This is a genomic window from Photobacterium carnosum (assembly GCF_002849605.1).
GTDB classification, from domain to species: Bacteria; Pseudomonadota; Gammaproteobacteria; order Enterobacterales; family Vibrionaceae; genus Photobacterium; species Photobacterium carnosum.
The window spans coordinates 14611-41182 of the sequence record NZ_NPIB01000008.1; the positions used below are offsets into that span (position 1 = coordinate 14611).

The 26572-nt window shown below is 36.7% G+C and carries 24 protein-coding genes; 23 read left to right on the top strand and 1 reads right to left on the bottom strand.

Annotated elements, in window-relative coordinates:
* Positions 1 to 26: 26 nt before the first annotated feature.
* Complete coding sequence (gene galU / locus CIK00_RS08545; protein ID WP_101768472.1) at positions 27 to 893, bottom strand: UTP--glucose-1-phosphate uridylyltransferase GalU; 867 nt, start codon at positions 891 to 893, stop codon at positions 27 to 29.
* Positions 894 to 1322: 429 nt separating this feature from the next.
* Between galU and CIK00_RS08550 the strand changes: the two genes are divergently transcribed.
* From CIK00_RS08550 to CIK00_RS08660, 23 genes are all read left to right on the top strand, one after another.
* Positions 1323 to 1892, top strand: coding sequence for a single-stranded DNA-binding protein (locus tag CIK00_RS08550; protein ID WP_101768473.1), 570 nt, complete (start codon positions 1323 to 1325; stop codon positions 1890 to 1892).
* Positions 1893 to 2039: 147 nt separating this feature from the next.
* Positions 2040 to 3533, top strand: a complete 1494-nt coding sequence (locus tag CIK00_RS08555) for a phosphoethanolamine transferase (RefSeq protein WP_101768474.1) — start codon at positions 2040 to 2042, stop codon at positions 3531 to 3533.
* Between the two features lie 473 nt (positions 3534 to 4006).
* The gene (gene csrD / locus CIK00_RS08560) at positions 4007 to 5923 is read left to right on the top strand and encodes an RNase E specificity factor CsrD (protein WP_101768475.1); all 1917 of its coding nucleotides are present in this window, start codon (positions 4007 to 4009) and stop codon (positions 5921 to 5923) included.
* Between the two features lie 164 nt (positions 5924 to 6087).
* Positions 6088 to 7566 (top strand): MSHA biogenesis protein MshI, encoded by a 1479-nt coding sequence (locus CIK00_RS08565; protein ID WP_101768476.1) that lies wholly within the window; start codon positions 6088 to 6090, stop codon positions 7564 to 7566.
* Positions 7566 to 8201, top strand: a complete 636-nt coding sequence (gene gspM, locus CIK00_RS08570) for a type II secretion system protein GspM (RefSeq protein ID WP_101768477.1) — start codon at positions 7566 to 7568, stop codon at positions 8199 to 8201. The genes CIK00_RS08565 and gspM overlap by 1 nt, the downstream gene beginning before the upstream one ends.
* Before the next feature lie 40 nt (positions 8202 to 8241).
* On the top strand, positions 8242 to 8520 hold the full coding sequence (locus CIK00_RS08575) for an MSHA biogenesis protein MshK (protein ID WP_101768577.1): 279 nt from the start codon (positions 8242 to 8244) through the stop codon (positions 8518 to 8520).
* 13 nt (positions 8521 to 8533) lie between these two features.
* Complete coding sequence (gene mshL / locus CIK00_RS08580; protein ID WP_101768478.1) at positions 8534 to 10189, top strand: pilus (MSHA type) biogenesis protein MshL; 1656 nt, start codon at positions 8534 to 8536, stop codon at positions 10187 to 10189.
* Between the two features lie 187 nt (positions 10190 to 10376).
* Positions 10377 to 11162, top strand: coding sequence for a tetratricopeptide repeat protein (locus CIK00_RS08585; RefSeq protein ID WP_232600271.1), 786 nt, complete (start codon positions 10377 to 10379; stop codon positions 11160 to 11162).
* Positions 11163 to 11165: 3 nt separating this feature from the next.
* Positions 11166 to 12875 (top strand): GspE/PulE family protein, encoded by a 1710-nt coding sequence (locus CIK00_RS08590; protein ID WP_101768480.1) that lies wholly within the window; start codon positions 11166 to 11168, stop codon positions 12873 to 12875.
* A gap of 16 nt (positions 12876 to 12891) precedes the next feature.
* Positions 12892 to 14112: a type II secretion system F family protein gene (locus CIK00_RS08595; protein WP_101768481.1), complete on the top strand. Its 1221-nt coding sequence runs from the start codon at positions 12892 to 12894 to the stop codon at positions 14110 to 14112.
* On the top strand, positions 14105 to 14554 hold the full coding sequence (locus CIK00_RS08600) for a hypothetical protein (RefSeq protein WP_233426547.1): 450 nt from the start codon (positions 14105 to 14107) through the stop codon (positions 14552 to 14554). Before CIK00_RS08595 ends, CIK00_RS08600 begins: the two co-directional genes overlap by 8 nt.
* 124 nt (positions 14555 to 14678) lie before the next feature.
* Positions 14679 to 15329, top strand: coding sequence for a type II secretion system protein (locus tag CIK00_RS08605; protein ID WP_101768483.1), 651 nt, complete (start codon positions 14679 to 14681; stop codon positions 15327 to 15329).
* 1 nt (position 15330) lies between these two features.
* Positions 15331 to 15825 (top strand): type II secretion system protein, encoded by a 495-nt coding sequence (locus CIK00_RS08610; protein WP_101768484.1) that lies wholly within the window; start codon positions 15331 to 15333, stop codon positions 15823 to 15825.
* Positions 15826 to 15897: 72 nt separating this feature from the next.
* A complete protein-coding gene (locus tag CIK00_RS08615) occupies positions 15898 to 16380 on the top strand; it encodes a type II secretion system protein (RefSeq protein WP_101768485.1) in 483 nt (160 codons plus the stop codon).
* Between the two features lie 103 nt (positions 16381 to 16483).
* Positions 16484 to 16978, top strand: coding sequence for a type II secretion system protein (locus CIK00_RS08620; RefSeq protein ID WP_101768486.1), 495 nt, complete (start codon positions 16484 to 16486; stop codon positions 16976 to 16978).
* Entirely contained in the window at positions 16975 to 17607 is a 633-nt protein-coding gene (locus CIK00_RS08625) for a type IV pilus modification PilV family protein (protein WP_101768487.1), read from the top strand. Before CIK00_RS08620 ends, CIK00_RS08625 begins: the two co-directional genes overlap by 4 nt.
* Complete coding sequence (locus CIK00_RS08630; protein WP_101768488.1) at positions 17607 to 18353, top strand: PilW family protein; 747 nt, start codon at positions 17607 to 17609, stop codon at positions 18351 to 18353. Before CIK00_RS08625 ends, CIK00_RS08630 begins: the two co-directional genes overlap by 1 nt.
* Positions 18343 to 18780: an MshP protein gene (locus CIK00_RS08635; RefSeq protein ID WP_101768489.1), complete on the top strand. Its 438-nt coding sequence runs from the start codon at positions 18343 to 18345 to the stop codon at positions 18778 to 18780. Before CIK00_RS08630 ends, CIK00_RS08635 begins: the two co-directional genes overlap by 11 nt.
* Positions 18777 to 23096, top strand: a complete 4320-nt coding sequence (locus CIK00_RS08640) for a DUF6701 domain-containing protein (RefSeq protein WP_101768490.1) — start codon at positions 18777 to 18779, stop codon at positions 23094 to 23096. Before CIK00_RS08635 ends, CIK00_RS08640 begins: the two co-directional genes overlap by 4 nt.
* A 229-nt stretch (positions 23097 to 23325) precedes the next feature.
* Complete coding sequence (locus CIK00_RS08645) at positions 23326 to 24369, top strand: rod shape-determining protein (RefSeq protein ID WP_101768491.1); 1044 nt, start codon at positions 23326 to 23328, stop codon at positions 24367 to 24369.
* Between the two features lie 40 nt (positions 24370 to 24409).
* Positions 24410 to 25390 carry a rod shape-determining protein MreC gene (gene mreC / locus CIK00_RS08650; RefSeq protein ID WP_101768492.1) on the top strand — a complete coding sequence of 327 codons (981 nt, stop codon included), beginning with the start codon at positions 24410 to 24412 and terminating at the stop codon, positions 25388 to 25390.
* Positions 25377 to 25865, top strand: coding sequence for a rod shape-determining protein MreD (mreD, locus tag CIK00_RS08655; protein ID WP_101768493.1), 489 nt, complete (start codon positions 25377 to 25379; stop codon positions 25863 to 25865). The genes mreC and mreD overlap by 14 nt, the downstream gene beginning before the upstream one ends.
* A gap of 134 nt (positions 25866 to 25999) precedes the next feature.
* On the top strand, positions 26000 to 26572 hold the full coding sequence (locus CIK00_RS08660; protein WP_101768494.1) for a Maf family protein: 573 nt from the start codon (positions 26000 to 26002) through the stop codon (positions 26570 to 26572).

Here is a 26572-nt window from a genome sequence, read left to right on the forward strand (position 1 = left end):
CGGGATTGTTTGACGTTTTAGTTTGCTTACTTCTTGCTGGTTTGCTGTTGTGCTAACTTAGAAGCTTGATCTTTTTTATAAATATTTTCATAGCAGTAGTTGGTTGCTTCGATGTAGCCATCAACGCTACCACAGTCAAAACGTTTACCTTTAAATTTGTATGCTAATACACAACCAGATTGTGCTTGTTTTAGTAGAGCATCAGTGATTTGGATCTCACCGCCTTTACCTGGCTCTGTGTCTTCGATGATATCAAAAATATCAGGCGTTAGAATGTAACGACCGATAATAGCAAGGTTGCTTGGTGCTGTACCTGGTTCTGGTTTCTCTACCATGTTATCAACTCGGAAGAGATCATCACGGATCATTTGACCTGCGATCACACCGTATTTATGGGTATCTTCTGCTGGGACTTCTTCAACCGCAACGATTGAACAACGGAATTGCTTATAAAGTGCCGCCATTTGAGCGAGTACACCTTGATCTTCGTTTACACAAAGGTCATCAGCAAGTACCACTGCAAATGGTTCGTTACCTACTAACTCACGGCCCACAAGGATCGCGTGGCCTAAGCCTTTCATTTCACCTTGACGAATGTAAGTGAAGTGCGCTGAATCAATCACGCGACGGATATCAAATAAAAGCTCTTCTTTATTAGTACCGCTAATTTGATGTTCTAGTTCGTAGTTTTTATCAAAGTGATCCATCAAGGTATTTTTACCACGACCAGTAACGATACACATACCATTCATACCAGCTTGAATTGCTTCTTCAACACCATATTCAATCAGAGGTTTATTTACGATAGGCATCATCTCTTTTGGCATTGATTTTGTTGCAGGAAGAAAACGGGTGCCGTAGCCAGCTGCTGGAAATAGACATTTCTTGATCATAGTGTTTCCTAGATTTCATGTAATTGATAATGTATTGAATGCAGATTGAAATATATCTACTTATTTCGTTAGCGAGAATTAACAAAAAAATAGTCGTTATTGTTTTGTTAACTCATAAAGAAAATTATGCACAATGTTAGAGATTTTAAACGATAAATCAACTGAATATCATTGTCGAACTCGCAAATTATAAGTGTCATATAAATGATAGCTTTATGCTTCCAATTACGGTTACGAGACTAGGATATAGACTTCGATTATGTTTTTATGATCACCCATATAGCATTTTACATGGGTGATTGTGTGACCTGACATATTTTGGCGCTATGCCTTAGCCTTGCTGACATGATAAACTGTAAGATTAAGTATAAACTTACATTAAGCGGCTATTAACACCCAGTACCGTCGCTATCAGCTTTGGAGTGAACTATGGCCAGTCGTGGCGTAAATAAAGTTATCCTAATCGGTAACTTAGGAAATGATCCAGAAATTCGTTACATGCCTAGCGGTGGTGCAGTAGCTAATATTACTATTGCAACCTCTGAATCTTGGCGTGATAAAGCTACCGGTGAGCAGCGTGAAAAAACAGAATGGCACCGTGTAGCATTGTTTGGAAAATTAGCAGAAGTCGCTGGTGAATACTTACGTAAAGGCTCACAAGTGTACATTGAAGGCCAATTACAAACACGTAAGTGGCAGAATCAGCAAGGCCAAGATCAATACACAACTGAAGTTGTTGTTCAAGGTTTTAATGGTGTGATGCAAATGCTAGGTAGCCGTAATGGTGGCCAAGGTGCACCAATGGGTGGTCAGCAACAACAGCAAAATCAAGGTAACTGGGGTCAGCCTCAACAACCAGCTGCTGCGCCACAGCAAAATTATGCACCACAGCAACCAAAGCCGTCACAACAGCAAGCACCTCAGCAGTCGGCGCCACAGCAGCCACAACAGCAATATAATGAACCACCAATGGATTTTGACGACGATATTCCATTCTAGGACTCATATAAAATAAAAGTGTAAGAATAAACGCTTTTAATTACCAAATTAAATACTAACCCAGCAGAAATACTGGGTTTTTTTGTGTCAAAAATATCAGACCTACGTTAGAATATTCTTTCTCTCATTATTTATCTTGTTATATTTATGAAATATTTAGATATCGTTATTACATTATTATTGTCTTTATTACTAACACTAGGTGTTGGATACGAGAATAAAATAATAATAGTGGCTGGATGCTTATTTTTAGCATTGATTTTTTTATCAGCTAAACGTTGGTTTAAATGGGTTTTCATATTTCCCATTGGATTGGTTGCTGTATTATACTTCCAGTCGGGTTATATTTATGGACATCCAAATATCGGTATTATAGCATCCTTATTTGAAACAGATAAACGCGAAAGTATTGAATTCTTATTAGCTATTCCAATAAAGATATGGATCCTTAATATGATTTTATTGGTAACGTTTATTTATTATTTAATACGGGTTGAATTTATATTTAAATGGAGTAAGACTGCTTTTCTATTTGGATGTGTATGCTTTTATTTTTCATCACTAAGTTTATTTATATCCCATTGCTATGCCAGTACTGAACACTACATTATTCAAATAAATGCGCTAAAAGAAAGTATTCATCAAACAGCTAATTGGACTATTTTAAAGGCTAAACCAAAATATAAAATTTATGTATTAATTATTGGTGAAAGCATGCGTAAAGATTATATGTCGAGTTATGGTTATCCACTGAATACCACACCTTTTTTAGCAACAACTCCGGGTATATTTGTGAATGGCTATTTATCGACGGCATCTCATACTGCTGTTTCATTACCTCGAACATTAGGTATCAGTCATGGCTTAGACTTGCATCCTGTTGATAATATTGTCACGTTAGCCAATGCAGCAAAAATGAAAACAATATGGTTATCAAATCAAGGGTTTATTGGTAAATATGATACGGCGGTCTCTGCAATAGCCGTTCATGCTTCAGAAAAAGAATTTTTAAAAAAAGGTAATTTTCTTACCAATAATACTAGTGATTATGCACTATTACCGTTATTTAAACAGGCATTAACACAGCCTTATAATGGTTCAAAATTAATTGTGTTGCATATCATGGGATCCCATGAGAATTTTTGCGATCGGATAAAAAAAGATATTTATAGGTTAAAAGATAAAGACTTATCTTGTTATTTATCAACATATAACCAAACTGATACGATTATTAAAAAAGTTGTTAATGATTTAAAAGCAACCCAAGATAGTTATTCATTAATATACTTTTCTGATCATGGTTTAAATAATGTCAGCACTATCAAAGGAAAGACACAATTACTGCATGGTGATTTGTATAAACAAAATTATGAAGTACCATTAATTGAAATCGCCAGTGATATGCATCAGCATGTAACGTTGAATAAGCACATTAGTGCATTTAATTTCATGTCTATTTTTTCTAATTGGATTGGGGTTAAAACAATACAGTTACCATCACTTAATGTTTATCAATTGCCAAAAAATAATAATATTCAAGTATTAAGTGGTAATAAAATGGTGTTATTTAGATCTTTGAAAAATGATCCTGATGAAATAATTAAACATGAAGGTGGTAATTATAAATATCAACCTTTTTAGGTTTTTTATTAGCAGATTCCATTATTGATGATTTTTGTTTGATAAATAATTTTGTTTTAACATGATGGTAATTTTATTATTAGGATAATAGGCATAAATCGCATTTATTGGTTGGCTTAATATTGATAAAACGTGTATTAATAAACCATTATCTAATTCACGTTTTATAGTTTGGTTACTGGTTAAAATGAGCCCCATACCAGCAACGGCTCCTGTAGCTAGTGCTTCTGGATGAGTAGTAATAAAAGCCGTTGATTATACTCAAAAACATGATCTTACTGATGATCTTGATCGTCAAATAATAGGTAATTATGTTGGCTGCGGTGATCCAGTCCATAAAGTATTATTCCTTTATTGTAATATTAGTAATCGATTAACAGACCTAATGTAGCGTATGCTTAGCAAGGAAAAATGATTAACATTGTTTGATGATTACCTATTGATATTAATGGCATATGTAAAGTAAGGATGCTATGAGAAAAGCCTCAAGGATGAAGTTAACAAATCGCTTAGTTGCCTTTGTTACCATGATCGTGATTTGCGCGATTTTAGTTATTTTTATTGGTGGTGCATTGAGTTTTCGTAAACTCGGTCAAGATTCGTTAGTGCATTATCTAGATGGGGTAGTGACAGTTATTGATCAAGAGTTAGCTGATCCTCAAGGAGCCCAAGCCTTACCTCGCTGGCTACCGACATTATTGCAAGCCAGTAATGTGGTGACGTTAACTATTAATGATAGCAAGAAGCAATTATTTGATTTTAAAGGTAGTCAAATTGTTCCTGATCCTAATGTTATTTATCATCATCAATATCAACTGCCATCACACCCCGGTTATCAAGTAACGATTACTGCAATTCCTCTGTATAGTGAATTCACCTATTCTCTAGGCGCAATGTCCTCAATTTCATTAGCGATGTTGATTGTCATTTTAGGGTTAATACGTGGTGTTCATTGGTTGCGCACTCAGCTTCATGGTTCTGAATTATTAGAAGAGCGTGGGCGGATGATTTTGGCTGGTCGAGTTGAGCAATATGCTGAAGGTAATGATTATGAATGGCCAGCAACAGCAAGTTTGGCTCTTGATCAATTAATTGGTGAGCTTAAAGATGCCCGTCAAGAACGCAGTCGGTTTGATACTTTTATTCGTACCCATACTTTTTTAGATCAATTAACAGGTACTGCGAATCGGGTGTTATTTGATAGTCGCTTGCAATCAATGGTGCAAGATCAAGATAGTCATGGTGCTGTTGTTTTATTGCGTTTAAGTGACTGGGACGAAATGTGTGCTCAGCAAGGAAGAAGTATTGCTGATGAGTTGTTACAAGACATTAGTGTGATCCTCTCTAATTTCATTCAGCGTTTTCCTGATACCGTCCTTGCACGATATTTTGACGCTGAGTTTGCAATCCTCATTCCTCAGCAACCCGCCAAAGAAATTAAAATATTTACCCATCAATTATTAAATGCGGTTGAACGTTTATCGCCGCCACCGCCAATGGAAAGAGACAATTGGTGTCATATTGGGGTGACATATTTTCATGGTGGCGATCGCCGTGGACGGATTATGGATGAAGTTGATACCGCTTTACGCAGTTCGCAATTACAGGGTGCCAACAGTTGGAATAGCTTTAATAAAGATCACCAATGGGATAAATCACGCGGCAATGTACGCTGGCGAACATTGATAGATAAAACCTTAACTCAAGGTGGACCATTGCTATATCAACAGCCGATTATTATGGCTGAAAATGAACAGATAATGAGTTATGCCTTATTGGCTCGTATTCAAGATGATAATGGCGATATTATTAAAGCCTCACATTTTATGTCAGCCGTCGAACAAGTGGGTTATTCGGTGCGTTTTGATCGGGCGGTTATTACGCAAACCTTACTGTTACTCAAACAGCAATCGGCAGACAATAGTTATGCGGTTAATATTACCACCATCAGTTTACGTGACAAAAAATTTGTCAAATGGCTACGAGACGAGTTATTACAATTGCCGCGGCCAGTATTGAATCGATTATTGTTTGAAGTATCAGAAAGTATGTTGGTTAAGCATCTTGATACGATACGGCCAGTATTACGTGTACTGACAGGGCTTGGCTGTAAACTTATTGTTTCACAAGCAGGAAGAACGATAGTTAGCACTTACTATATTAAAGATATTAAAGCGGATTATATTAAATTACACCGTGGTTTAGTGCGAGATATTCATCAGCGCCAAGAAAATCAATTATTTGTGCGAAGTATGCTTGGAGCATGTGCAAACAGTGATGCAAAAGTAATTGCCGTTGGAGTAGAAACCAACAAGGAATGGCGAGTGTTACAACAGCTCGGTGTGGTTGCGGCACAAGGGCGACTTTTTGCAGCTGAAATTAGAATATAAGTAAAATTTATTATAAAAAACCTTATTACTTATAGGTGACGATTGTGCTCATGACTATTTTTTAAAAAGGATATTATGCTGTATTATGCTCCGTAATGTCTGAAGTCTAATCAATTTTATTATTCAATAATATCATACTAAAGTATGTTTATTTCTAGGTACATATGAAACAACGTCTTCTTAAGTTTTTTAAAAAAAATGCGTCTAAATCTGTCGCATCTCTTGTTTTTGAGGATACGACGGTTGTTCTTGTTCTGCAGAATCATGACCATTTCATTGTTGATCGCACTGCGGTATCGACCACTTCTGATTGGAATAATGCCGCACATGATTTAATTATTAAGCACCAATTATCTGGTTATCTAGTAAAAATAGTATTAGGTCATGGGTCATATCAGAGTTTAATTATTGATCAGCCTAATTTAAGTGCTGAAGAATTACCTATCGCCTTACCGTTTTTAATAAAAGATTTAGTTAATGATTCTCCTGCTGATCTGATCGCTGATGGTTTTCCTGCCATTGTCAGTGGGCATTTGCAGGTTATTGTTGCTTCTCGACAATTAATTACAGATATAATACTAACGTGTAATAATGCCGGATGTCACGTTAATGATATCACTGTTGAAGATGTGGTTTGGAGTGCTTTTACAGAGGCGAACCGTAGCCAGTTAATTATTCATAGTGATGAGAGTGGTGATCTTCAATTAACTGCTTTTCATGAGCAAAACCTCTGTTTTCAACGTCAATTGCGTGGGGTTTCATTATCAACATTAGATACTTCAATAGTAGAAAATCGCCAACAGCAACTGGATAACTTAGCGTTAGAATTGCAGCGTTCATTAGATTATATTAGTGCCCAATTACGTGGCGATGCTATTAATCAATTGATCGTTAGTTGTAATAAACAACAAAATGAAAAATTAGCCGATGAATTAAATCAGCGTCTAAATATTAATGTCAAAGTGATTGATGATGTTGCTATCGATATTGACTGTAATGTATCTCGACTTGGTTGGGCTGCTTTACAGCGTTCTTCGAACTCAGCCTTAAACTTATATCGAGATAGTTTATTACCGCTTAAAGAGTGGATGACATTTTCTAATCTTGCTATGAGTTGGGGGGTACTCATTGTTATTTTCATGGGGTGGTTCGGTTTTAATCAATGGCAAAATATGGAGCAACAAAAACAACTGGATCACCAGCAATCAGTATTGACGGTAGAGAAAAATCAGCTTCATTTGATGACAGATAAAATTGCCTCGATGGTGGTTGATCCTCTTAAAGCATCACAAGCTAAAAAATTAGAGACTGAATTAATTACAAAAAAAAATGCTTTAAAAGCGATTTACAAACATGATGACAGTTTAAAAGTTGGTTATGCAGAGTTATTAAATCAATTAGCTGATGCGTCTAATGGTGATATTTCATTACAGCATATTTATGTTGCAGGTAAATTGATGGATTTAAATGGTATGGCACGTAATCCTGACGCTGTTCCACGCTGGGTTGGAGTATTTAATCGTTATTCATCGTTAATGAATAGGCGTTTCCAAAAAATGTCACTAGGACGAAATGATAAAAATGTGGTGACATTTAGTTTACAAGCCGTAAAGAACCAACATGTAATTGAGGATCTTCATTAATGGACTTGTGGCGAGAATTAAATCAGCGTTTTTTAACTTTGTCTCGTCGAGAGCAATGGCTAATTGCTATTACGGGATGGGTTGCAATTATATTCATTGGCTTTATGTTGGTTATTCAGCCTCAGATGGTTACATCTCAGAATATAAAAATGTCATTATTAAATGCGAATAATGATATTCAAACAGTAAAAAATGAAATAATTATAGCAAAAAGAAAATTAGCTATAAATCCGAATAAAGAACTTGAAACTAAAATAGAGAAATATAAACAACAAAATAATAGATTAGCAAAAAAACTTGAAACTAAAATAGGCAGTTTAGTTACACCGACACAAATGACTAGATTACTAGAGCAGGTGTTACGACATAGTTCAGCATTAACGTTAGAATCTATGACATCATTGCCACCGCAGCAATTAATTCCTGGTAATGATGTGGGATATTTTATGCATCCCGTGAGTTTAACTTTCCGTGGTAGTTATTTTGATGTGGTTGATTATTTAAAAAAATTAGAAACATTGCCTGTTAAGTATTATTGGTTAAGTTTGAATTATCAAGTTGAAAAATATCCCTTGGCTAATATTGAATTAAAAGTTTATACATTAGGTGAGAATAAGGACTTTATTGGTGGTTAAATATAGAGCATTGATAATTATATTGGTAACTGGTTTTATTATGCAGCCGACATTTGCAGCACAAGATCCGACCGCGCCATTAGGATGGATAAATAATAATAAGGTACGTGTTATATCTCGATCCCAACTACCTATATTACAAAGTATCATTTGTGGCGGTCAACATTGTTCCGTTATTTTGAATGGAATTGTTGTTGGTTTAGGTGGAAGCGTTCAAGGATATAAATTAACACATATTACTGATAATACCGTTACCTTAAGTCGTAATGGTAAAAAATGGCAATTGGCGTTATTCGCTGAAAACATAAGAATAAATTAAAGGTTAAATAAGTATGCGTCGAGTCATTTTAGCTATTATGATTTCATCATTAGTTGGTTGTTCAACTAATATGGGACACCATAATCCAACAGATATAAAACAAGCATTAAATAATGCAGTTAATGAGTCAAGCAGTCAGCCTCAGTTTACGTTACCGCCATCAGTAAGTGCTGATTTGATGCCTGCATTAGCCAATACCCCCGTATCTAATAAAGTGTTAGATAAACGTTTTCGTATTAATGCTAAAAATGTTGATGCCAATGTGTTTTTTACGAGTTTAGTTAAAGGGACACCTTTTAATATTGTTATTGATCCTAATGTCACAGGTCTAATTACGATGAAATTAAAAGATGTTACTTTAGATAATGTTTTAGATGTCGTTTCAGATATTTATGGCTATCACATTACTCGTCAAGGAAATATCATTCAAGTTTTCCCCGCATCATTACGTACCGATGTTATTCCGGTTAACTATTTACAGCTACAACGTAAAGGTGTGTCACTCACATCGATTACTACTGGGTCAGCGACGGGTGATGATAGTAGTAATAGTAACAATAGCAATAATAGTGATAACAACAATAGCAACAATAATAGTGATAATAATAATAATAATAACAGCAGTAATAGTAATAATGATAATAATACCACTACCGGTGGAACAACAATTGAAACGACGTCTAAGAGTGATTTTTGGGGTCAATTAGAAAAAGTTGTGAGTGGAATGATCGGTAAAGGGGATGGTCGTAATGTTATGGTCTCACCTCAAGCTGGATTAATTTCAGTTCGCGCTTATCCAAATGAACTTCGAGAAGTTAAACAATTTCTTGGTATGTCGCAAGCAAGATTAACACGTCAAGTTGTCTTAGAAGCAAAAATTATGGAAGTTACACTTGATGATAGTTATCAACAAGGGATTGATTGGAATAATTTAACCAGTAGTCTCGGCGGCTCTGTTGGCGCTATTGTAAAAGGTGCTCGCGGTGCCGTTGCTAGTATCGTTAATGGCCAAGCCAATATAACGATCACTGACGGTAATTTTAATGCTGTGATGAGTTTTCTTTCCACTCAAGGTGATTTGAATGTGTTATCTAGCCCTCGCGTGACGGCTGCCAATAACCAAAAAGCAGTTATTAAAGTGGGTGGTGACGAATATTTCGTTACTAACATTTCAAGTAGTAATGTTTCTGGGGATAATAGTAGTTCAGCTCCAGATATTCAATTAACCCCTTTCTTCTCTGGTATTTCTCTTGATGTTACACCTCAAATTGATGATAAAGGCGGCGTATTATTACATGTACATCCCGTTGTCGTTGATGTGAAAAATGACGTTAAAAGTGTCGATTTAGGCGAAAAATATGGTACTTATCAATTGCCATTAGCAAAGAGTACTATTCGAGAATCAGACTCTATTATTCATGCTCGTTCTGGAGATGTTGTTGTTATTGGTGGTTTGATGAAAACGAGCTATAGCGATCAAGTGACTAAGGTGCCATTGCTGGGTGATATCCCTGTTCTAGGTAATTTATTCCGTCATACCAATAGAGTGAAACATAAAACAGAATTAGTTATTTTATTAAAACCGACAGTAGTTACTGATCATACTTGGCAGCAAGAAATTGAGCGATCTCGATCTTTAATTAATCAGTGGTTTCCAGATGAAGCTTAAGTCGTCAATCTTCGGTTTCTTTTATAGAAATCTATAACTTTGTTTGCTCATCAAAAAGGTCTTGCCTGTTGTTAGTTATCAACGGTTAGACCTTATTAATAAAAAAGAAACTGTGATGAAAATAAAAAACTTTACTCGAAAGAGAAAATTAATATCGTTATATGGTGTTATTTTTAGTTGTTTTAGCATGATGATTAGTACGGTAACAATGCCTGTCATGGCGGCAACTGATGTAATTGATTCACCAGTTATCACTGATCATGATGAGCAAAGTGTTTATGATGATGGATATAATAATGGTTATGAACAAGGCTTAGCGGAAGAGCATCAAAAACAAAAAAAAGTATCACGGCCGATTAAAAGTGAATTGTCGATTGAGACCGTATCATTAACACCCAATGAATTGGCAAATGTTGAATATCTCAATGCAGAAAAAGCCTTAGATCAGCAAAATAGTAAACAAGCTGCCTTAAATCTTGAATCAGCATTGTATTATCGACCTCACTGGGTGATGGCACGACAAAAATTAGCCGCCTTATATTATGGAAGAGGTAATGTACAGGAAGCGATAGCGACGCTTGAACGTGGATTAGCCGCCCAGCCAAATCAAGTTGATTTACGGTTAACATTGGCCAAATTATTAATTAATGAATCACAGTTGCAGGCAGCATTAACGGTGCTGAATGAGCGAAGTGGTCACATGAGCATCCAGTATCTTGCCATGCGTGGTGCACTGGCTCAGCAGCTAAAACATCATAATATCGCCCTTGCTTGTTACCAGCAATTAATTCAGCGAGCACCTAATGACGGTCGTTGGTGGATGGGCTTAGCCATTGTCCAAGAACAAACTAAAGCTATCAATAAAGCGTTAACGTCTTACCACAAGGCGTTAGTTGTAGGAAATATATCATCTTCTTCTCAATTGTTTATTCAACAACGGTTGAATGCAATTAAACAGCAACATAAGGAGTAAATAATGTCTCTTCGATTACGAAAGCGCCTTGGCGATCTTCTTGTTGATGCTAATATTATTACTCAAAATGATCTTGATTTAGCATTAGAAAAACACCAACAAACGGGCAGAAAACTTGGTGATACGCTCATTAATATGGGCTTTTTAACCGAAACAAAAATGCTACAATTTTTGGCTCAACAATTAGGGATTGCTTTAGTTGATTTGACTAAGGTTGATATTGATCGCGATAATATTTCTTTATTATCCGAAGTGAATGCGCGTCGTTTACGGGCATTAGTTCTAGGACGACAAGGTGACACTGTTCGGGTTGTGATGAGTGATCCTGCTGATTTAACTTCCCAAGAAGCGGTGTTTGATCTACTTCATGATTATCGTGTTGAATTAGTTATCGCTCCTGAACGTCAATTACTGGCTGCTTTTGATCGCTATTATCGTCGAACCAAAGAAATTGCTTCTTTTGCTGAACAGTTGAAAGCTGAGCACCAATCAGATCAAGGTTTTTCTTATGGTATGGAAGATACCGATAAAGAAAAAGTAACGGTTGTTAAGTTAATTAACTCGTTGTTTGAAGATGCGATCCAAGTAGGAGCGTCAGATATTCATATTGAACCGGATGCCGATGTGTTGCGTATTCGGCAGCGGATTGATGGGGTTTTACATGAAACTTTATTAAAAGAAAGTAGTGTTTCTGCCGCATTAGTATTACGCCTGAAATTAATGAGTGGTTTAGATATATCAGAAAAACGGCTACCACAAGACGGTCGTTTTAATATCAAAGTAAGAGACCATTCGGTTGATGTTCGTATTTCTACCATGCCGATTCAACATGGTGAGTCGGTGGTAATGCGATTATTAGATCAATCAGCTGGTATTCTCAGCCTTGATGAAATTGGTATGCCTGCCGATTTAGTAGAACGTTTTCGTCGCCAATTAAAACGACCACATGGAATGCTATTAGTCACAGGACCAACAGGTTCAGGTAAAACGACGACACTTTATGGCGCTTTAAATGAATTAAATAAACCGGGTAAAAAGTTGATCACGGCTGAAGATCCGGTGGAATACCGTTTACCACGAGTTAATCAGGTTCAAGTAAATAATCGTATTGGACTAACTTTTTCTTCTATTTTAAGAACGTTTTTACGCCAAGATCCTGATGTGATTTTAATTGGTGAAATGCGCGATCAAGAAACCGTTGAAATTGGTTTGCGAGCGGCATTAACAGGTCACCTTGTTCTTTCAACACTACACACTAATGATGCTATTGACAGTGCGCTACGAATGATTGATATGGAAGCGCCGGGTTATTTAGTAGCAAGTTCTGTTCGAGCGGTATTAGCACAGCGTTTAGTTCGTCGTATTTGCCCTGATTGTATAGAAGATGATGTGTTAGAAGAAAGCCAATTAACATGGATAGAAACGCGATTTCCTGCGCATGAAAAACAAATATTCAAGCATGGACGTGGTTGCCATAGTTGTAATTTTAGTGGGTATAAAGGTCGAATTGGGGTGTTTGAGTTACTTGAGATGCGTCAAAATATGATGGATGCATTACGAGAAAATAATGCCGTGCTTTTCACGCAATTAGCCCGAAAAAGTGAAGGTTATAAACCATTAATTGAATCAGCCATGGAATTAGCATTGTCAGGTAAAACCTCGATTGATGAAGTCTTGATACTTGGTGAAGGCGACATACTTGATGATCTGTAAAAATAGAGGCTAAGCAATGGCTGTATTTAGTTATCGAGGGCGAACCGATAGAGGCCAGCTTAAACGTGGTACGATTGAAGCATCTAATGAAAATAGCGCTGCTGATTTATTATTGCGCCAAGGCGTGATCCCGTTAGATATTAAAGAAATAAAAGTGAGCGCTAAATCATTTGATTTAATGTCATTATTTCAATCACAGTTACCTCTTGAAGTGCTGGTGATTTTTTGTCGGCAGTTATATAGCCTTACTAAGGCGGGTGTTCCTTTATTGCGAGCATTTAATGGTTTATCGCAAAGTACAACCCATACCTTGTTAAAAGAAACATTAGCGGCCGTAACATTAGATTTGACCAATGGTCGTGCGTTATCAGCATCGATGCAACAACATCCACGGGTTTTTTCTCGCCTGTTTATCTCGATGATCCATGTTGGTGAGAATACTGGACGGCTAGATGAGATTTTGCTGCAATTGGCAAATTATTATGAGCAAGAGATGAAAACACGCCGTCAGATTTCTTCTGCGATGCGTTATCCAACGTTTGTTATGATGTCAATTGTTATTGCGATGGGAATATTAAATACCAAGGTGATCCCGCAATTTGCTTCTATGTTTTCACGGTTTGGGGTTGAATTACCACTACCTACTCGTATTTTAATTGGCACATCTAATTTCTTTGTTCATTACTGGTTAGCAATGATACTTGGCTCTATAGCGGTGTGGTTTGCTATCCGTTTATGGCGTAATACGATAAAAGGCCAAGAAAAGTGGGATTATTGGCGGTTACGTATGCCGATCACCGGTTCAATAGTTAATCGTGCTCAAATGGCGCGTTTTTCGCGGACTTTTGCATTAATGCTTCGAGCGGGTGTACCGTTAAATAGCGCTATTCAAATGTCTGCCGAATCATTAGGTAATGCTTTTCTAGAAAAACGCTTAATTGATATGAAAACGGGAATAGAAGGTGGTAGTAGTATTGCTCATATGGCGCGACAATCAGACGTTTTTACGCCCTTAGTGTTACAGATGATTGCCGTCGGTGAAGAAACGGGTCAAGTGGATGATTTACTATTAGAAGCTGCTGAATTTTATGATCGCGAAGTTGAGTATGATTTACAAACATTAACTGCCAGAATTGAACCGATTATGCTGGTTGTGGTTGCGGGTATTGTATTGATGCTTGCATTAGGTATTTTCTTACCTATGTGGGGGATGCTTAATGTCGCTCAACATGGATAAAATGAGATCTGAAGCACGTCTAAAAAATATGGCTTGGGCTGCCGTTATATTATTACTTATTAGTGTACTGTTATATAAGTGGCAGCAACTTGAGTATGAAGCAGAAGATATTCAGCTTATATTAACCCAAAAGAATCTTTACCAAGGTGCTGTAAACTTAAAACAACAATGGGAAATGAATAATAAACCATCTCATGATTATATTGATGGCATTGATTTTCAATATACCCAATTAGGCTGGCCGATTGTAAATATTGATAATAAACTTAATTGTGAAAAGTTATGGTTATTACTTACCAATAAAATTAATCATAGTAGTCATAATGAATATTTATACGTTAAGAATAGTAGATTAATAGCTAAAAATCATTGTACTTATATGATTAATAATAAAGCATTGGCAATTTTTTATATTGATGGCAAAATACATATCGTGATTTAATATTGTTGTTTTATATAGCAATAAAGAATAAATCTGAAGTAACCAATTGATATATTGTAATAAAGTATTAAGTGGTCATCGACTTCAGTCATTTAGTGAATAAGTGATTAAAAAAGGATTTAAAATGAAAAAACATAATGGCTTTTCATTAATAGAACTTGTCGTTGTGATTATCATTTTAGGAATATTAGCCGCCACTGCGTTACCTCGATTTATGAATATTACCGATGCAGCAAAAAAATCAGCCATTGAAGCAATGGCAGGTGGGTTTGCGACTGCAGTTATTTCAGCTCGAGCACAATGGGAAGCTTATGGTCGCCCGGTCGATCATAGCAATAATAATATTGTTAATTATGATGGTACTGAATTTAAGTTAACCAATGTTGATCAACAAAAAAACATTCGCATGGGTTATCCTTTTGCATTAAACAGTAGTAAAACTGTGAATGTATTAGATATTACCGCTAACGATTGCGTAGATTTGTTAGAGGAGTTAATGCAAAATCCGCCATTAGCAATAATATCGAAAAATACAGTTGCAGATGGTAAGGCTGAGTTTTATGTCACTGTTGAAAATGTAAAAATTAAAGATATAAATGGTATTAACCCTCAAGGGATTATTACTGAAGCAAAACAATGTCGCTATTATCAATTAGCGTCGGCAAGTAAAAACAGTGCGGGTGATGTTAATCCATTAGCCGGACATTCGTTTACCTATAAACCGACATTAGGTCGCGTTGAAGTTGATTTACAACAAAAACAAAGAGAGAAATAGAATGAAGCGTCAACAAGGTTTTACATTAATTGAATTAGTGGTTGTGATTGTTATTTTGGGTATTCTTGCTGTTACTGCAGCGCCTAAGTTTATGAACCTACAAGGTGATGCACGTAACGCGTCACTACAAGGTCTAAAAGGCGCTATTCAAGGTGCAGCTGGCATTGTTTACGGTAAAGCTGCAATTGCTGGTATTGAGTCGACTTCTGGTGCTGTAAGTGCGGGCACTGGTACTGTTGCAACTAAATTTGGTTACCCTACCGCATCTAAAGATGGCATTGTAAAAGCGGTTGAAGGACTAGGTGAAAACACATCTGATACAGATTTTGTTGTTGTGAAAGGTAGTTCTGATAACGGTACAACAATCCAATTTACTTTTAAAAATTATGCTAGTGATACTACACCACCAAAAAATTGTTTCTTAACTTATAACGCAGCAACAAGCCCATCTCAAGCAGCATCTGTTATTTTGGATGCTGGTGCTTGTAAAGACTAAATACTATCGTTTGTTATTATAACGAGAGGACATTATTCCTCTCGTTGTTAAATATATTGAAAGAGAAAAAATATGAAAAAACAACAAGGTTTTACCTTAATTGAATTAGTTGTAGTTATCGTTATTCTAGGTATTCTTGCAGTAACTGCAGCGCCTAAGTTTATGAACCTACAAGTTGATGCGCGTAATGCATCACTACAAGGTCTGAAAGGCGCAATTCAGGGTGCGGCAGGTATTGTTTACGGTAAAGCTGCAATTGATGGTGTTGAAGCAAGTTCTGATATTAAAAATAGTACTACTAATGCGAAGACTGCTAATACAACTGGTGTTGATTTAATTAATGGTTATCCTGCTGCGACATCTAGTGGTATTAAGTTAGCTGTTAATGGTCTTGAAGATGCTAAAGAGTGGAAAGAGATTACAGCAACTGGTACACAAAAGAGTGGTATTAATTTTACTTTTGCTAATTCATCTATAACTGATAGCTGTTATGTGAATTATGCAGCGGCAGAATCTGGTGCAGCCCCTGCTGTAACAGTTGTTCCTTGTAAATAATCTCTAGCATCATGTGTTAGATACAAAGGCGTAGTCACTTGGCTGCGCCTTTTTTGGTTAAACCTGATAAATTAAACAAACATATCAATAATTAGGCGGCGAAGTGAAGTCACAACAAGGTTTCTCCCTTATTGAACTTATCATGGTGATCATCCTTATTGGGATCCTCAGTGCCACGGCTGCTGCGCGTTTTTCAGGGCGAAGTGAATTTGATGCTCAGATCACTCGCGATCAAGCAATATCACTGATTCGTCAGCTTCAAATTTCAGCCATGAACGGTGATAGCCAACCACTAACGGTTGAATCAAATTGTCTTGGTGTGTGTGAATATTCACTAACTGACACAAATGACAGCCTCCGTTATGCACAAACACAGACTACATTTGCGATGTCACAACAGCCGAGTGGTATATCATTAAAAAGTTTATCATTTAATTTACTGGGGCAACCGACCGTCAATAATTTATCAACTGTAGTACTCAGCTGTACATCAGGTTGTACAATTACAATAACGGCCAAAAATAACCATCAAGCCAGTATTTGTATTAATAGCCAAGGTTATATTTACAAAAAAACCGATGAGGCGTGTTCACAGTGAATCTTTATCGTAAAGCAAAAGGTTTTACCCTTATCGAAGGGATCATCACTATTGTTTTATTAGCCATCGCAATGATCACCTTGATCAGCTTTTTGTTTCCTCAAGTTGAACGTTCAGCGATCCCTTATTACCAAGCCCGCTCGGCGGCGATGGGTGAAGCAATACTCAATCAAGTGCTGGCGCGTCAATTTGATCAACATTCCGATCCTAATGGTGACAGTGTTTATCGCTGTGGGGAAATGGTGCCCAAAAGTGATGCTAAAGGAAAACGGATTGACGTTTTTAATACTTGCACCGTACCTGCACGTTTTGGTCCTGATTCATCAGAAGAAGCCACTAAACCACAATTTGATAATGACGTTGATGATTTTATTGGCTGTTGGGGAACGGCTCAACAATGCCCGCAGACATACACTTATAATGGAAAAGCATATAAAAAACCCACCTTAGCCTCACGTCGCGGTAATTTAGTTGATTTAGTACCGAGTTTACCTGATAGCGATTACAACCATATTTTTGCCACCATTAATGTTGAAGTTGTTGGTCAGTCATTAAAAAAAGTGATAGTGAACGTGAATGCGGGGCGTTATGGTAAGTATGATTATATTGCCTATAAAGGGAATTATTAATGCGTAACCACAACAAAGGTTTTACCTTATTAGAAATGGTGATCGCAATGGTGGTGCTGTCGATCATTATGATTGGTATCGGTAGTTATATTGCGTTGGGTGTGAAAGGTTATACCAATACGATTGATCGTGAACGACTACAATCACAAGCCCGTTTTTTAGTGGCGCGAATGACTAAAGAGATCCGCCATGCTGCACCTAATAGTTTAATCGTTGGGGATCGTTGTATTCGTTTTTATCCGATTGTGAGTTCTGCGGTCTATTATGCTGAATTACCTAATAATAGTAATGAATTAAATGTCTCTGTGTTTGATCCTGATAATACTGATGTCTGGAGATTGAATACAGACTGGAATGTTGCTGTAGGTTTTGCGTCAGCAGAACAATACCAAGATAATAATGTTGTTATGTCTGGTGCAGAAAAAGATACCTCTCCTGAGAATAAAGGTATGTGGACATTATTGTTAAAAGATTCAAATATAATCACTACCTCATCACCCGGTAAGCGACTTTATTTATATCACGATCAAATTAGTTATTGTCAGCTTGGTAATACTATTGTTCGTAAAGTAAATAATAGCGATGGGGTGTTAATGGCAACCAATATTATTGAGTTTATGCCCAAAGTACAAGCCGCCGGATTAAATAGTAGTGCGATAGCATTAATTGGCATTAAATTTAGCGATCCAAAGACCAATGAAATCGCGAATTATAATCACAGTGTGCAGGTGTTAAATGTATTGTAATCATTATACTAAACAGCGCGGCAGTGGCTTAATGATAATATTGTTCGTGATTGTTGTGATGGGCTTTATGGCTATGGCAATGATCAAAATCGGTGCTTCAAGCCAAACCATGACCACTAAAGAAGTGCTTGGTACTCGCGCATGGTTTACTGCTAATTCTGGCAATGAAGTGGTGTTAACTAAGTTATTTCCATTGGGAAATCCATTACAAAGCGATCGTACTGCTTGTGGCAATGACAGCGGAAAAAAATATACTCAAGCGGATATGCCTCTTTTTCAAAAAGGATGTAAAATTATAACCGTGACGTGTGAGCCTCAAATGATAAATAAAACCCAACAATATAAATTAATAAGTACTGCAACATGCGGTAGTGGAAAAATAACCATGACAAGAACACAAGAAGTTTGGGCGAAGGGATTAAAATGAAGCACTATTTATTTTTAATATTATGTTTGTTTTCCAGTGTTGTTTCGGCTCAGCCTCAAAAAGAGTCGACAGGTAATTTTGAATTTGGAACGCTTTCTGGTCCTTGTCTTGAGGAAAATAGTCCGAATTGTACGATATATTTTAAAAAAAAATATATCGATCCATTAGTTTTTATTATGCCTTCATTTTCAGCACCAATAAATATTAATAAAGATATATTTTACCCGAGTCATGAAGAATCTATTAAAAATAAAAAATGTAAAAACAAGCGACATAAACTGGCTTGTGAGGATGCAACAAAAAAGTTTGAATCAAAATTAAAGGAATATAAACAGTTTAATGAAGACTGGAATGATGCGCCTGCAACATTAAAAATCACATCTTTAGATAATGAAAAAGCTGTTATTAGACAATTTTTTGCACCTTATAATTCAAATTACTTAACGTTACTTTCTGCTGGTGAGTGTAAAGGGAAGTCTTGGTGTATTGAAAAAAAACCAATGCTAAATATTAGTTATTTTGTTATCGATAATAATTCAAATGTGGATTTAGGTAATGCGGGACAGATTATTTCTAGTTCTGAAACAGTTAATAAGTATGTTAAGTATGCTGAAGCGATTAATGATAAAACTGGCAAAAAGATAAATAGTAAGATTGGAATTGAAAATTATGGCCTGATAGTACAAGCCCAAGCACCTAAAGATACAAATGAATTACCTCCATCAGGTGTTTTTAATGAGAAAGGTTATAGACATAAATGGTTTATAGCTGGAGGGGTTAAAAAGGATAATACGGCATATTTAGCATTGGATCGTGGTGAAACAATATTGCCATTTAAAACTGATAAGAGTTCTTGGATTAATTCAACGCAAACTGTTGCGTATTTGTTGGTTAAAGGGCATGGTCAATATAAAGGTCTTTTATTTTCCCTTGGTCAAGGAAAAACAAATAAAACACTAGGAGATGATAAATTATATAGTGGGTTTAATAATGTTACTCTTTCGCCTGAAAAACAATGTAATAATGGTCTTGTTAAAATAAATCATGGTGATGATTTTATAGATAAACCATTAATTCTAGCATCGAGAAACAGTCGAAATGGTACTGATGGTGGTATATTTAGATTATGTAGACAGACAATAAAAAAACCATATAGAGTAAGCTTTGTTATTGATGAAGATTTAAATGAACCTCGCAGAGGAGATGAAGACGAAGCTTGTGGTGGACAGGATTGTATTGAACGTCGACATGATAATGAATCTTATGGTTTTATGGCATTTCAACGTGTTAATCCTACAAATACATGTGATTTATTTAAAGGGCCAGCTCAAACATGGGATGACTCTCGTTTTTTATTATTAGATAATAAGTCTAAAATTAATAATGCATTTTTATATAATAAGAAAAGATATTTAGGTTTTTCTAAGATAAGAGGTACAGATTTTAAAACAGCATGTAATGGTAATAAATGTTATCCATTATCAAGTTTGATGGTAAAGAAAGTTGCCATATCAGATATACCTACAAATGGACAAGATAAACGGATATCTAAAAATGAAACATGGCGTAATGGTGGGATATTTAAGAATGTTGATTATGAACGAAGAGGGTTAACCTTAACATTATTTTCTGGTGATTATTATTTTAATTCGCTAGTTATTGGTAATCATAATAAAGTGATTATTCCAAAAGGTCAAAATGTAAGGATTTATACGCATTATTTTAATATGTCTGATGGCTCTTCTTTTGAAAGTCAGGATCTGATTCTTAATAATGGTAATATATCAACAGTTGTATTTGTAAAAAACGGTGGGGTTAAACCTAGTACTTTTTTAGATAATGTAGATATAAATAAGGCTTTTTTTAAAGGATATCTATATAGTGAACGACTTGTTGACCTAAGTAATAAATCCGAAATAAATGGTGCTGTTACAGCTATTGGTATTCAGCTGCATAATAATAGTGTGATAAATGGTAGTTTGGATAAATGCTTTAACTCTACACCTAATTATGATTTAACAATCACACCAGAAAATAAAACTAACACGTTATGTGAAAATCAACCGGTACAATTTGATATTCAAGCTACTGATGGATCATTTATTGCTTACAATGGTAATGTGAATGTAATAATTAAATCAAAGTTTGGTGGTATATGGTCCACAAAATCAGATTTTTCAAAGATAAAAGAATTTAAAACTGAAGAATTATTCCAATTACCTGTACATAATAACCAAGCTAAGTTTTGGTTTCGAGCCAATGGTGCTGAAAAGATTACAGTCTCTGGTTCTATATATCAAATGGAAGATACAGCTCCTCTTGGTGAGTATTCGTTTATTCCTGGTGGTTTTCAGGTAACTAAACTAACTAACGACGATATTATTGCAGGTAAGCGATTTCCCGTAGATATAAAAGCAGTTTCCTGTCCTACTGATAGTCAGCCTAAAGTAATTACTGATTATAATGGCTCAAAAATATTGAGGTTTACTACTCAATATGAACAGCCAACAACGCCTGATTATGAAGAAAATAAAAATGGTATTTTAGACCGTAGTCGGCCAATAAAAGTTGAGATAATGAATCATGGTGGAGTTACTGATCAGGCTAACATTCATTTTACTGCTGGAAAATCCGAGGAATTGAGCTTACGTTATCGAGATGCGGGAGTCCTAAAGTGGCAAGTTACAGACCCTAATTGTACTCCTGAAAATTGTTCGTTGATTAACAATAAAACCCAACAAGATAAAAAGTTTAAGCAGGTGTTATCTTATGGTTTGGTTGGATCGATGTCTATTAAATCGCGCCCGTGGACGTTTGCTATATGTCCGCTAACGTTTAATGGTAAAAATAAATATGATAATGCAAGCGGTACCTCTAATGGTGGTGAAGCTTATACTGCCGCAGGCAAACCGTTTGATATTGTTGCTAAACCATTAATTTGGCAAATCGGCGATCCTGATTCAGAAAGTGCAATGGTCGATGTATCTGAGCAGACATATTGTAATCGTCCTGTAACTCAGAACTTTTTTGCAAAAGATGCTCCTTCCTTAAATACGGGAGTGACATTATCTAATGGTGGTTTAGATTCACCTAATAATGGTCAAAAGGGAGTGTTTTCAAGTCAACCTCAAACCGATAATAGTCAGCAAGAATTTAATGGTTTACTAATCGCAGACAATTCGTGGTCAGAGGTTGGTAGTCTATGGGTCAATGCAAACTTAACTAATTATTTAGGTATGACAGTCAACTCGAGCAAACGTCATATTGGTCGTTTCTTCCCTGCTTATTTTGGTTTAACTCATAATCAATTAACGCCAGCAATGACATCGTTTACTTATATGGGGCAGCCTTTTCCGGTGCATTGGACTGTAAATGCATTTAATCAGCAAGGAAAGGCATTAGATAATTATGATCAATTTGCTGAAACATTGACGGCTAAATTTGGATTTGTGGTGAAAAACAATAATGGTGGCGATGATCAGCGATTGTTATTGCAAGATCCTATTCCTGAAAAATGGTCACATAATACGGCAAATAGCCATTCATATATTAATTATCAATCGAATGTTACTTATGCTCGTAAGGGGTTTTTATCGATACCATTAATTACATCGCCAGATGGTCCTGATGAATTATGGCAATTATGGTTAAATTTACTTAATCCTAGTGATAATCGACCAATTGATTCTCCTCGTTTATTAACATCTGAGTTATGTAGTTCTAAAGATGGTTGTACCAATCCAACGGTACAAAAAGTAATAAGCTTAAGGATCGGTAATCAAAATCCTATGCGCTATGGTCGCATGGCACTACAAGATGCTGCGGGTGATATTGGTAAGTCATTAACGATTCCATTACGGGTTGAGTATTGGAACGGCGCTGAGTTTGTCACTAATAGCGATGATTCAGCCTCAACATTTGATGGTGCTAATTATTGTCGTCAAATATTAATACAAGAACCCGTGCCTCATACGCCCAATAATCCAACAACGTCTGGTGCTGGTACTGTTAATTTAGGTCAACCATTGCTTAGCCAGTTAATGGCGAATCCTGATGGTGATTTTAAACAGCAAATTCGTTTTTGGCAGCGATTATCAGCATTCACTAAGCCAACCAAAATAGCTAAGACGCCGAAAATTTATTGTAAAGATAGCGCATCAAATCAACCATGGCTAAGTTATAACTGGCGTGGAATAGGCGATGAAGACCCATCAGCAACGGTAACCTTTGGGGTTTATCATGGTAATAATCGCATTATTTATCGTGGAGAAACAAATGATGCTGGTCAGTCGATTCCGTATCTAAATTATCAATAATGCGTGTTTCATATAAGGGTTGATATTTAGAATAGATTTTAATTCTGATGTTAAGGTTGGTCGTAATATTTTAAAATATCGATATAAAAAGGCCTCAATCAACCCATAGCGTAAATAAATTGCGTGTATAGACGCGGTTTCGCGATCCAGATCTTGTTTCACTTAGGTGCACTTGATACATTGAGTTCAATTTACGATTTTTTAACGCTTGCAGGAATAGCTGAAGACTATGTTTAAGAAGCTTCGTGGCATGTTTTCCAATGACTTGTCTATTGACTTGGGCACTGCCAACACCCTTATTTATGTCAAAGGACAAGGAATTGTTCTTGATGAACCCTCTGTTGTGGCTATTCGTCAAGATCGCACTGGGGCAACCAAAAGTGTTGCTGCAGTAGGTCATGATGCTAAACTTATGCTTGGTCGTACACCAGGTAATATTGCCGCAATTCGTCCCATGAAAGATGGCGTTATTGCCGATTTTTACGTTACTGAAAAAATGCTTCAACACTTTATCAAACAAGTGCATAACAATAGTTTTTTACGTCCAAGCCCACGTGTATTAGTGGCTGTGCCTTGTGGATCCACCCAAGTTGAGCGTCGTGCGATTCGCGAATCTGCTCAAGGTGCTGGTGCGCGTGAAGTTTATCTTATTGATGAGCCAATGGCAGCGGCAATTGGTGCAGGTATGCCTGTATCTGAAGCTACGGGTTCAATGGTGATTGATATCGGTGGTGGAACGACTGAAGTTGCGGTTATTTCATTGAATGGTGTGGTGTATTCATCATCAGTTCGTATTGGTGGTGATCGTTTTGATGAAGCTATTATTAACTATGTTCGTCGTAATTACGGCAGCCTAATTGGTGAAGCAACCGCAGAGCGTATTAAACATGAAATTGGATCGGCTTATCCAGGTGATGAAGTCCTTGAAATTGAAGTCCGTGGACGTAACCTTGCAGAAGGTGTTCCTCGTAGCTTTATATTGAATTCCAATGAAATTTTAGAAGCATTGCAAGAACCGTTAACGGGGATTGTGTCTGCTGTTATGGTTGCGCTTGAACAATGTCCACCAGAATTAGCCTCTGATATTTCAGAGCGTGGCATGGTATTAACCGGTGGTGGTGCATTATTACGTGATCTTGATCGTCTACTCACCGAAGAAACAGGTATTCCTGTTGTTGTAGCAGAAGATCCATTAACGTGTGTAGCGCGTGGGGGCGGTAAAGCGCTTGAAATGATCGATATGCATGGTGGCGATCTCTTCAGCGAAGAATAATACCATCATAGGATCCTAATTAAACAGGTTATAGTGTTATATGAAACCTATATTTGGCAGAGGTCCATCTCTGCAATTACGCCTGTTTCTTGCCATATTATTATCGGCTAGCTTAATGCTAGCCGATAGTCGTCTTGGTGCTTTTGCCAATATTCGTTATTTATTGAATTCGGCGGTCGCACCGCTGCAATATGCTGCCAATTTACCGCGTGAAATGTTAGATGTTCTACGTGGGCAATTCAGTTCTCATCAACGATTATTGACAGAAAATAAAGCATTAAAACGTGATTTATTAGTCATGAAAAGTAATGTGTTATTACTCGATCAATTACAGCAAGAAAACCAGCGTTTAAGAGAGTTACTTGGTTCTCCATTTGTGCGTGATGAACGTAAAATGGTGGCTGAAGTAATGGCCGTTGATTCTGATCCTTATAGTTATCAAGTGATGATAAATAAAGGTCGTGTTGATGGTGTTTATGAAGGCCAGCCTGTGATCAATGATAAAGGTATTGTCGGCCAAGTCTCTTATGTCGGTGCGCATAATAGCCGCGTGTTATTGCTCATTGATCCTACTAATGCGATTCCAGTTCAAGTTGTACGTAATGACATTCGTGTTATTGCAACGGGTGGTGGGCGTAATCATCAGATTTTATTGGAACATGTTCCAAGTAGTACCGATATTAAAAAGGGTGATCTACTGGTGAGTTCTGGGCTTGGAGGACGTTATCCTGAAGGGTATCCTGTGGCTCGTGTAACATCATTTACGTTTGATAATAAACGTCCATTTGCACAAATTACGGCAAAGACGACAGTCCAGTTTGATCGTTTACGTTATCTCTTATTAGTATGGCCAACCGATCGTTCTAAAATGAAAGTTAATACAGTCGTTGCTGACGGTAAGCCGATAATGACAGCGGTTACACCTATTGATACGGTTGATCCTATAATATTGAATATGCCAGCAAAACCAACGGATCTTGTCGTGCCAACACCGAAGAAGGTAAATAATGCCAACCAATAAAGCACATGGCCGAATCTGGATTTGGTTGTCATTTTTATTTGCATTAGTGTTGCAAGCTGTACCATGGCCGGGAGAACTTGAACCCTTTCGGCCGTCATGGGTAGTATTAGTGACGTGTTATTGGGTGTTAGCATTACCGCATCGCGTCAACGTTGGTACAGCCTTAGTGGTCGGCTTGTTATGGGATTTAACTTTAGGTTCAACACTGGGTGTTCGTGGCCTGATGTTGTCAGTGATTGCTTATATTATTGCACTCAATTTTAGAGTATTACGTAATTTATCATTGTGGCAGCAAGCGATTATCATCGCGTTATTATCTTTAGCGGCTAAATTAATTGAATTCTGGGCTGAATATTTAGTTTCAAATATTAGTTTTTATCCTCAGCAGTTCTTGGCAGTGTTATTAAACTTTATATTGTGGCCGTGGCTATTTTTATTGCTGCGCCGAATTCGACGTAAATTAGCAATTTGTTAGTAAAAATAAATTTTATAGGGGGAGCCAATAGGCATCCCCCTTTGTTCTTTTGGCGCAAAAATTACGTAATCATTTAATACGCTAATATTTGATAATAGCTCACTTAACAGCAGACTATTTAATAAAGGATCATTATGACTTCTCTTCAACTTTATCTTGCCTCTGGATCACCACGTCGAATGGAGCTTTTAACTCAACTTGGTTATAACTTTGAACGCATAGTGGTTGATGTCGAAGAATGTCATCAAGCTGAAGAAACGGCGGCACAATATGTGCAACGATTATCACGAGATAAAGCTTTTGCGGGTGTAAAAGCGGCGAATAATGACATTCCCGTACTGGGGGCTGATACTATTGTTGTAGTAGATCAACAAATTCTAGAAAAACCAGTCGATTTTGAGGATGCTGCGCGTATGCTGAGGTTATTATCAGGAAGGCAGCATCAAGTGATGACGGCTGTTACCTTAGCAACACAATCGCACAGCGAAACATGTTTAGTTACCACCCAAGTGTGGTTTAAAACTTTGTCAGATAACGATATTAAAAAATATTGGCACAGTGGTGAACCGCAAGATAAAGCAGGAAGCTATGGCATTCAGGGAATAGGTGGCAAATTTATTACCCGTATTGACGGCAGTTATTATGCTGTGATGGGGTTACCGTTAGTGGAAACCGACATCATGGTTCAAGATTTTTTAAAATTATAA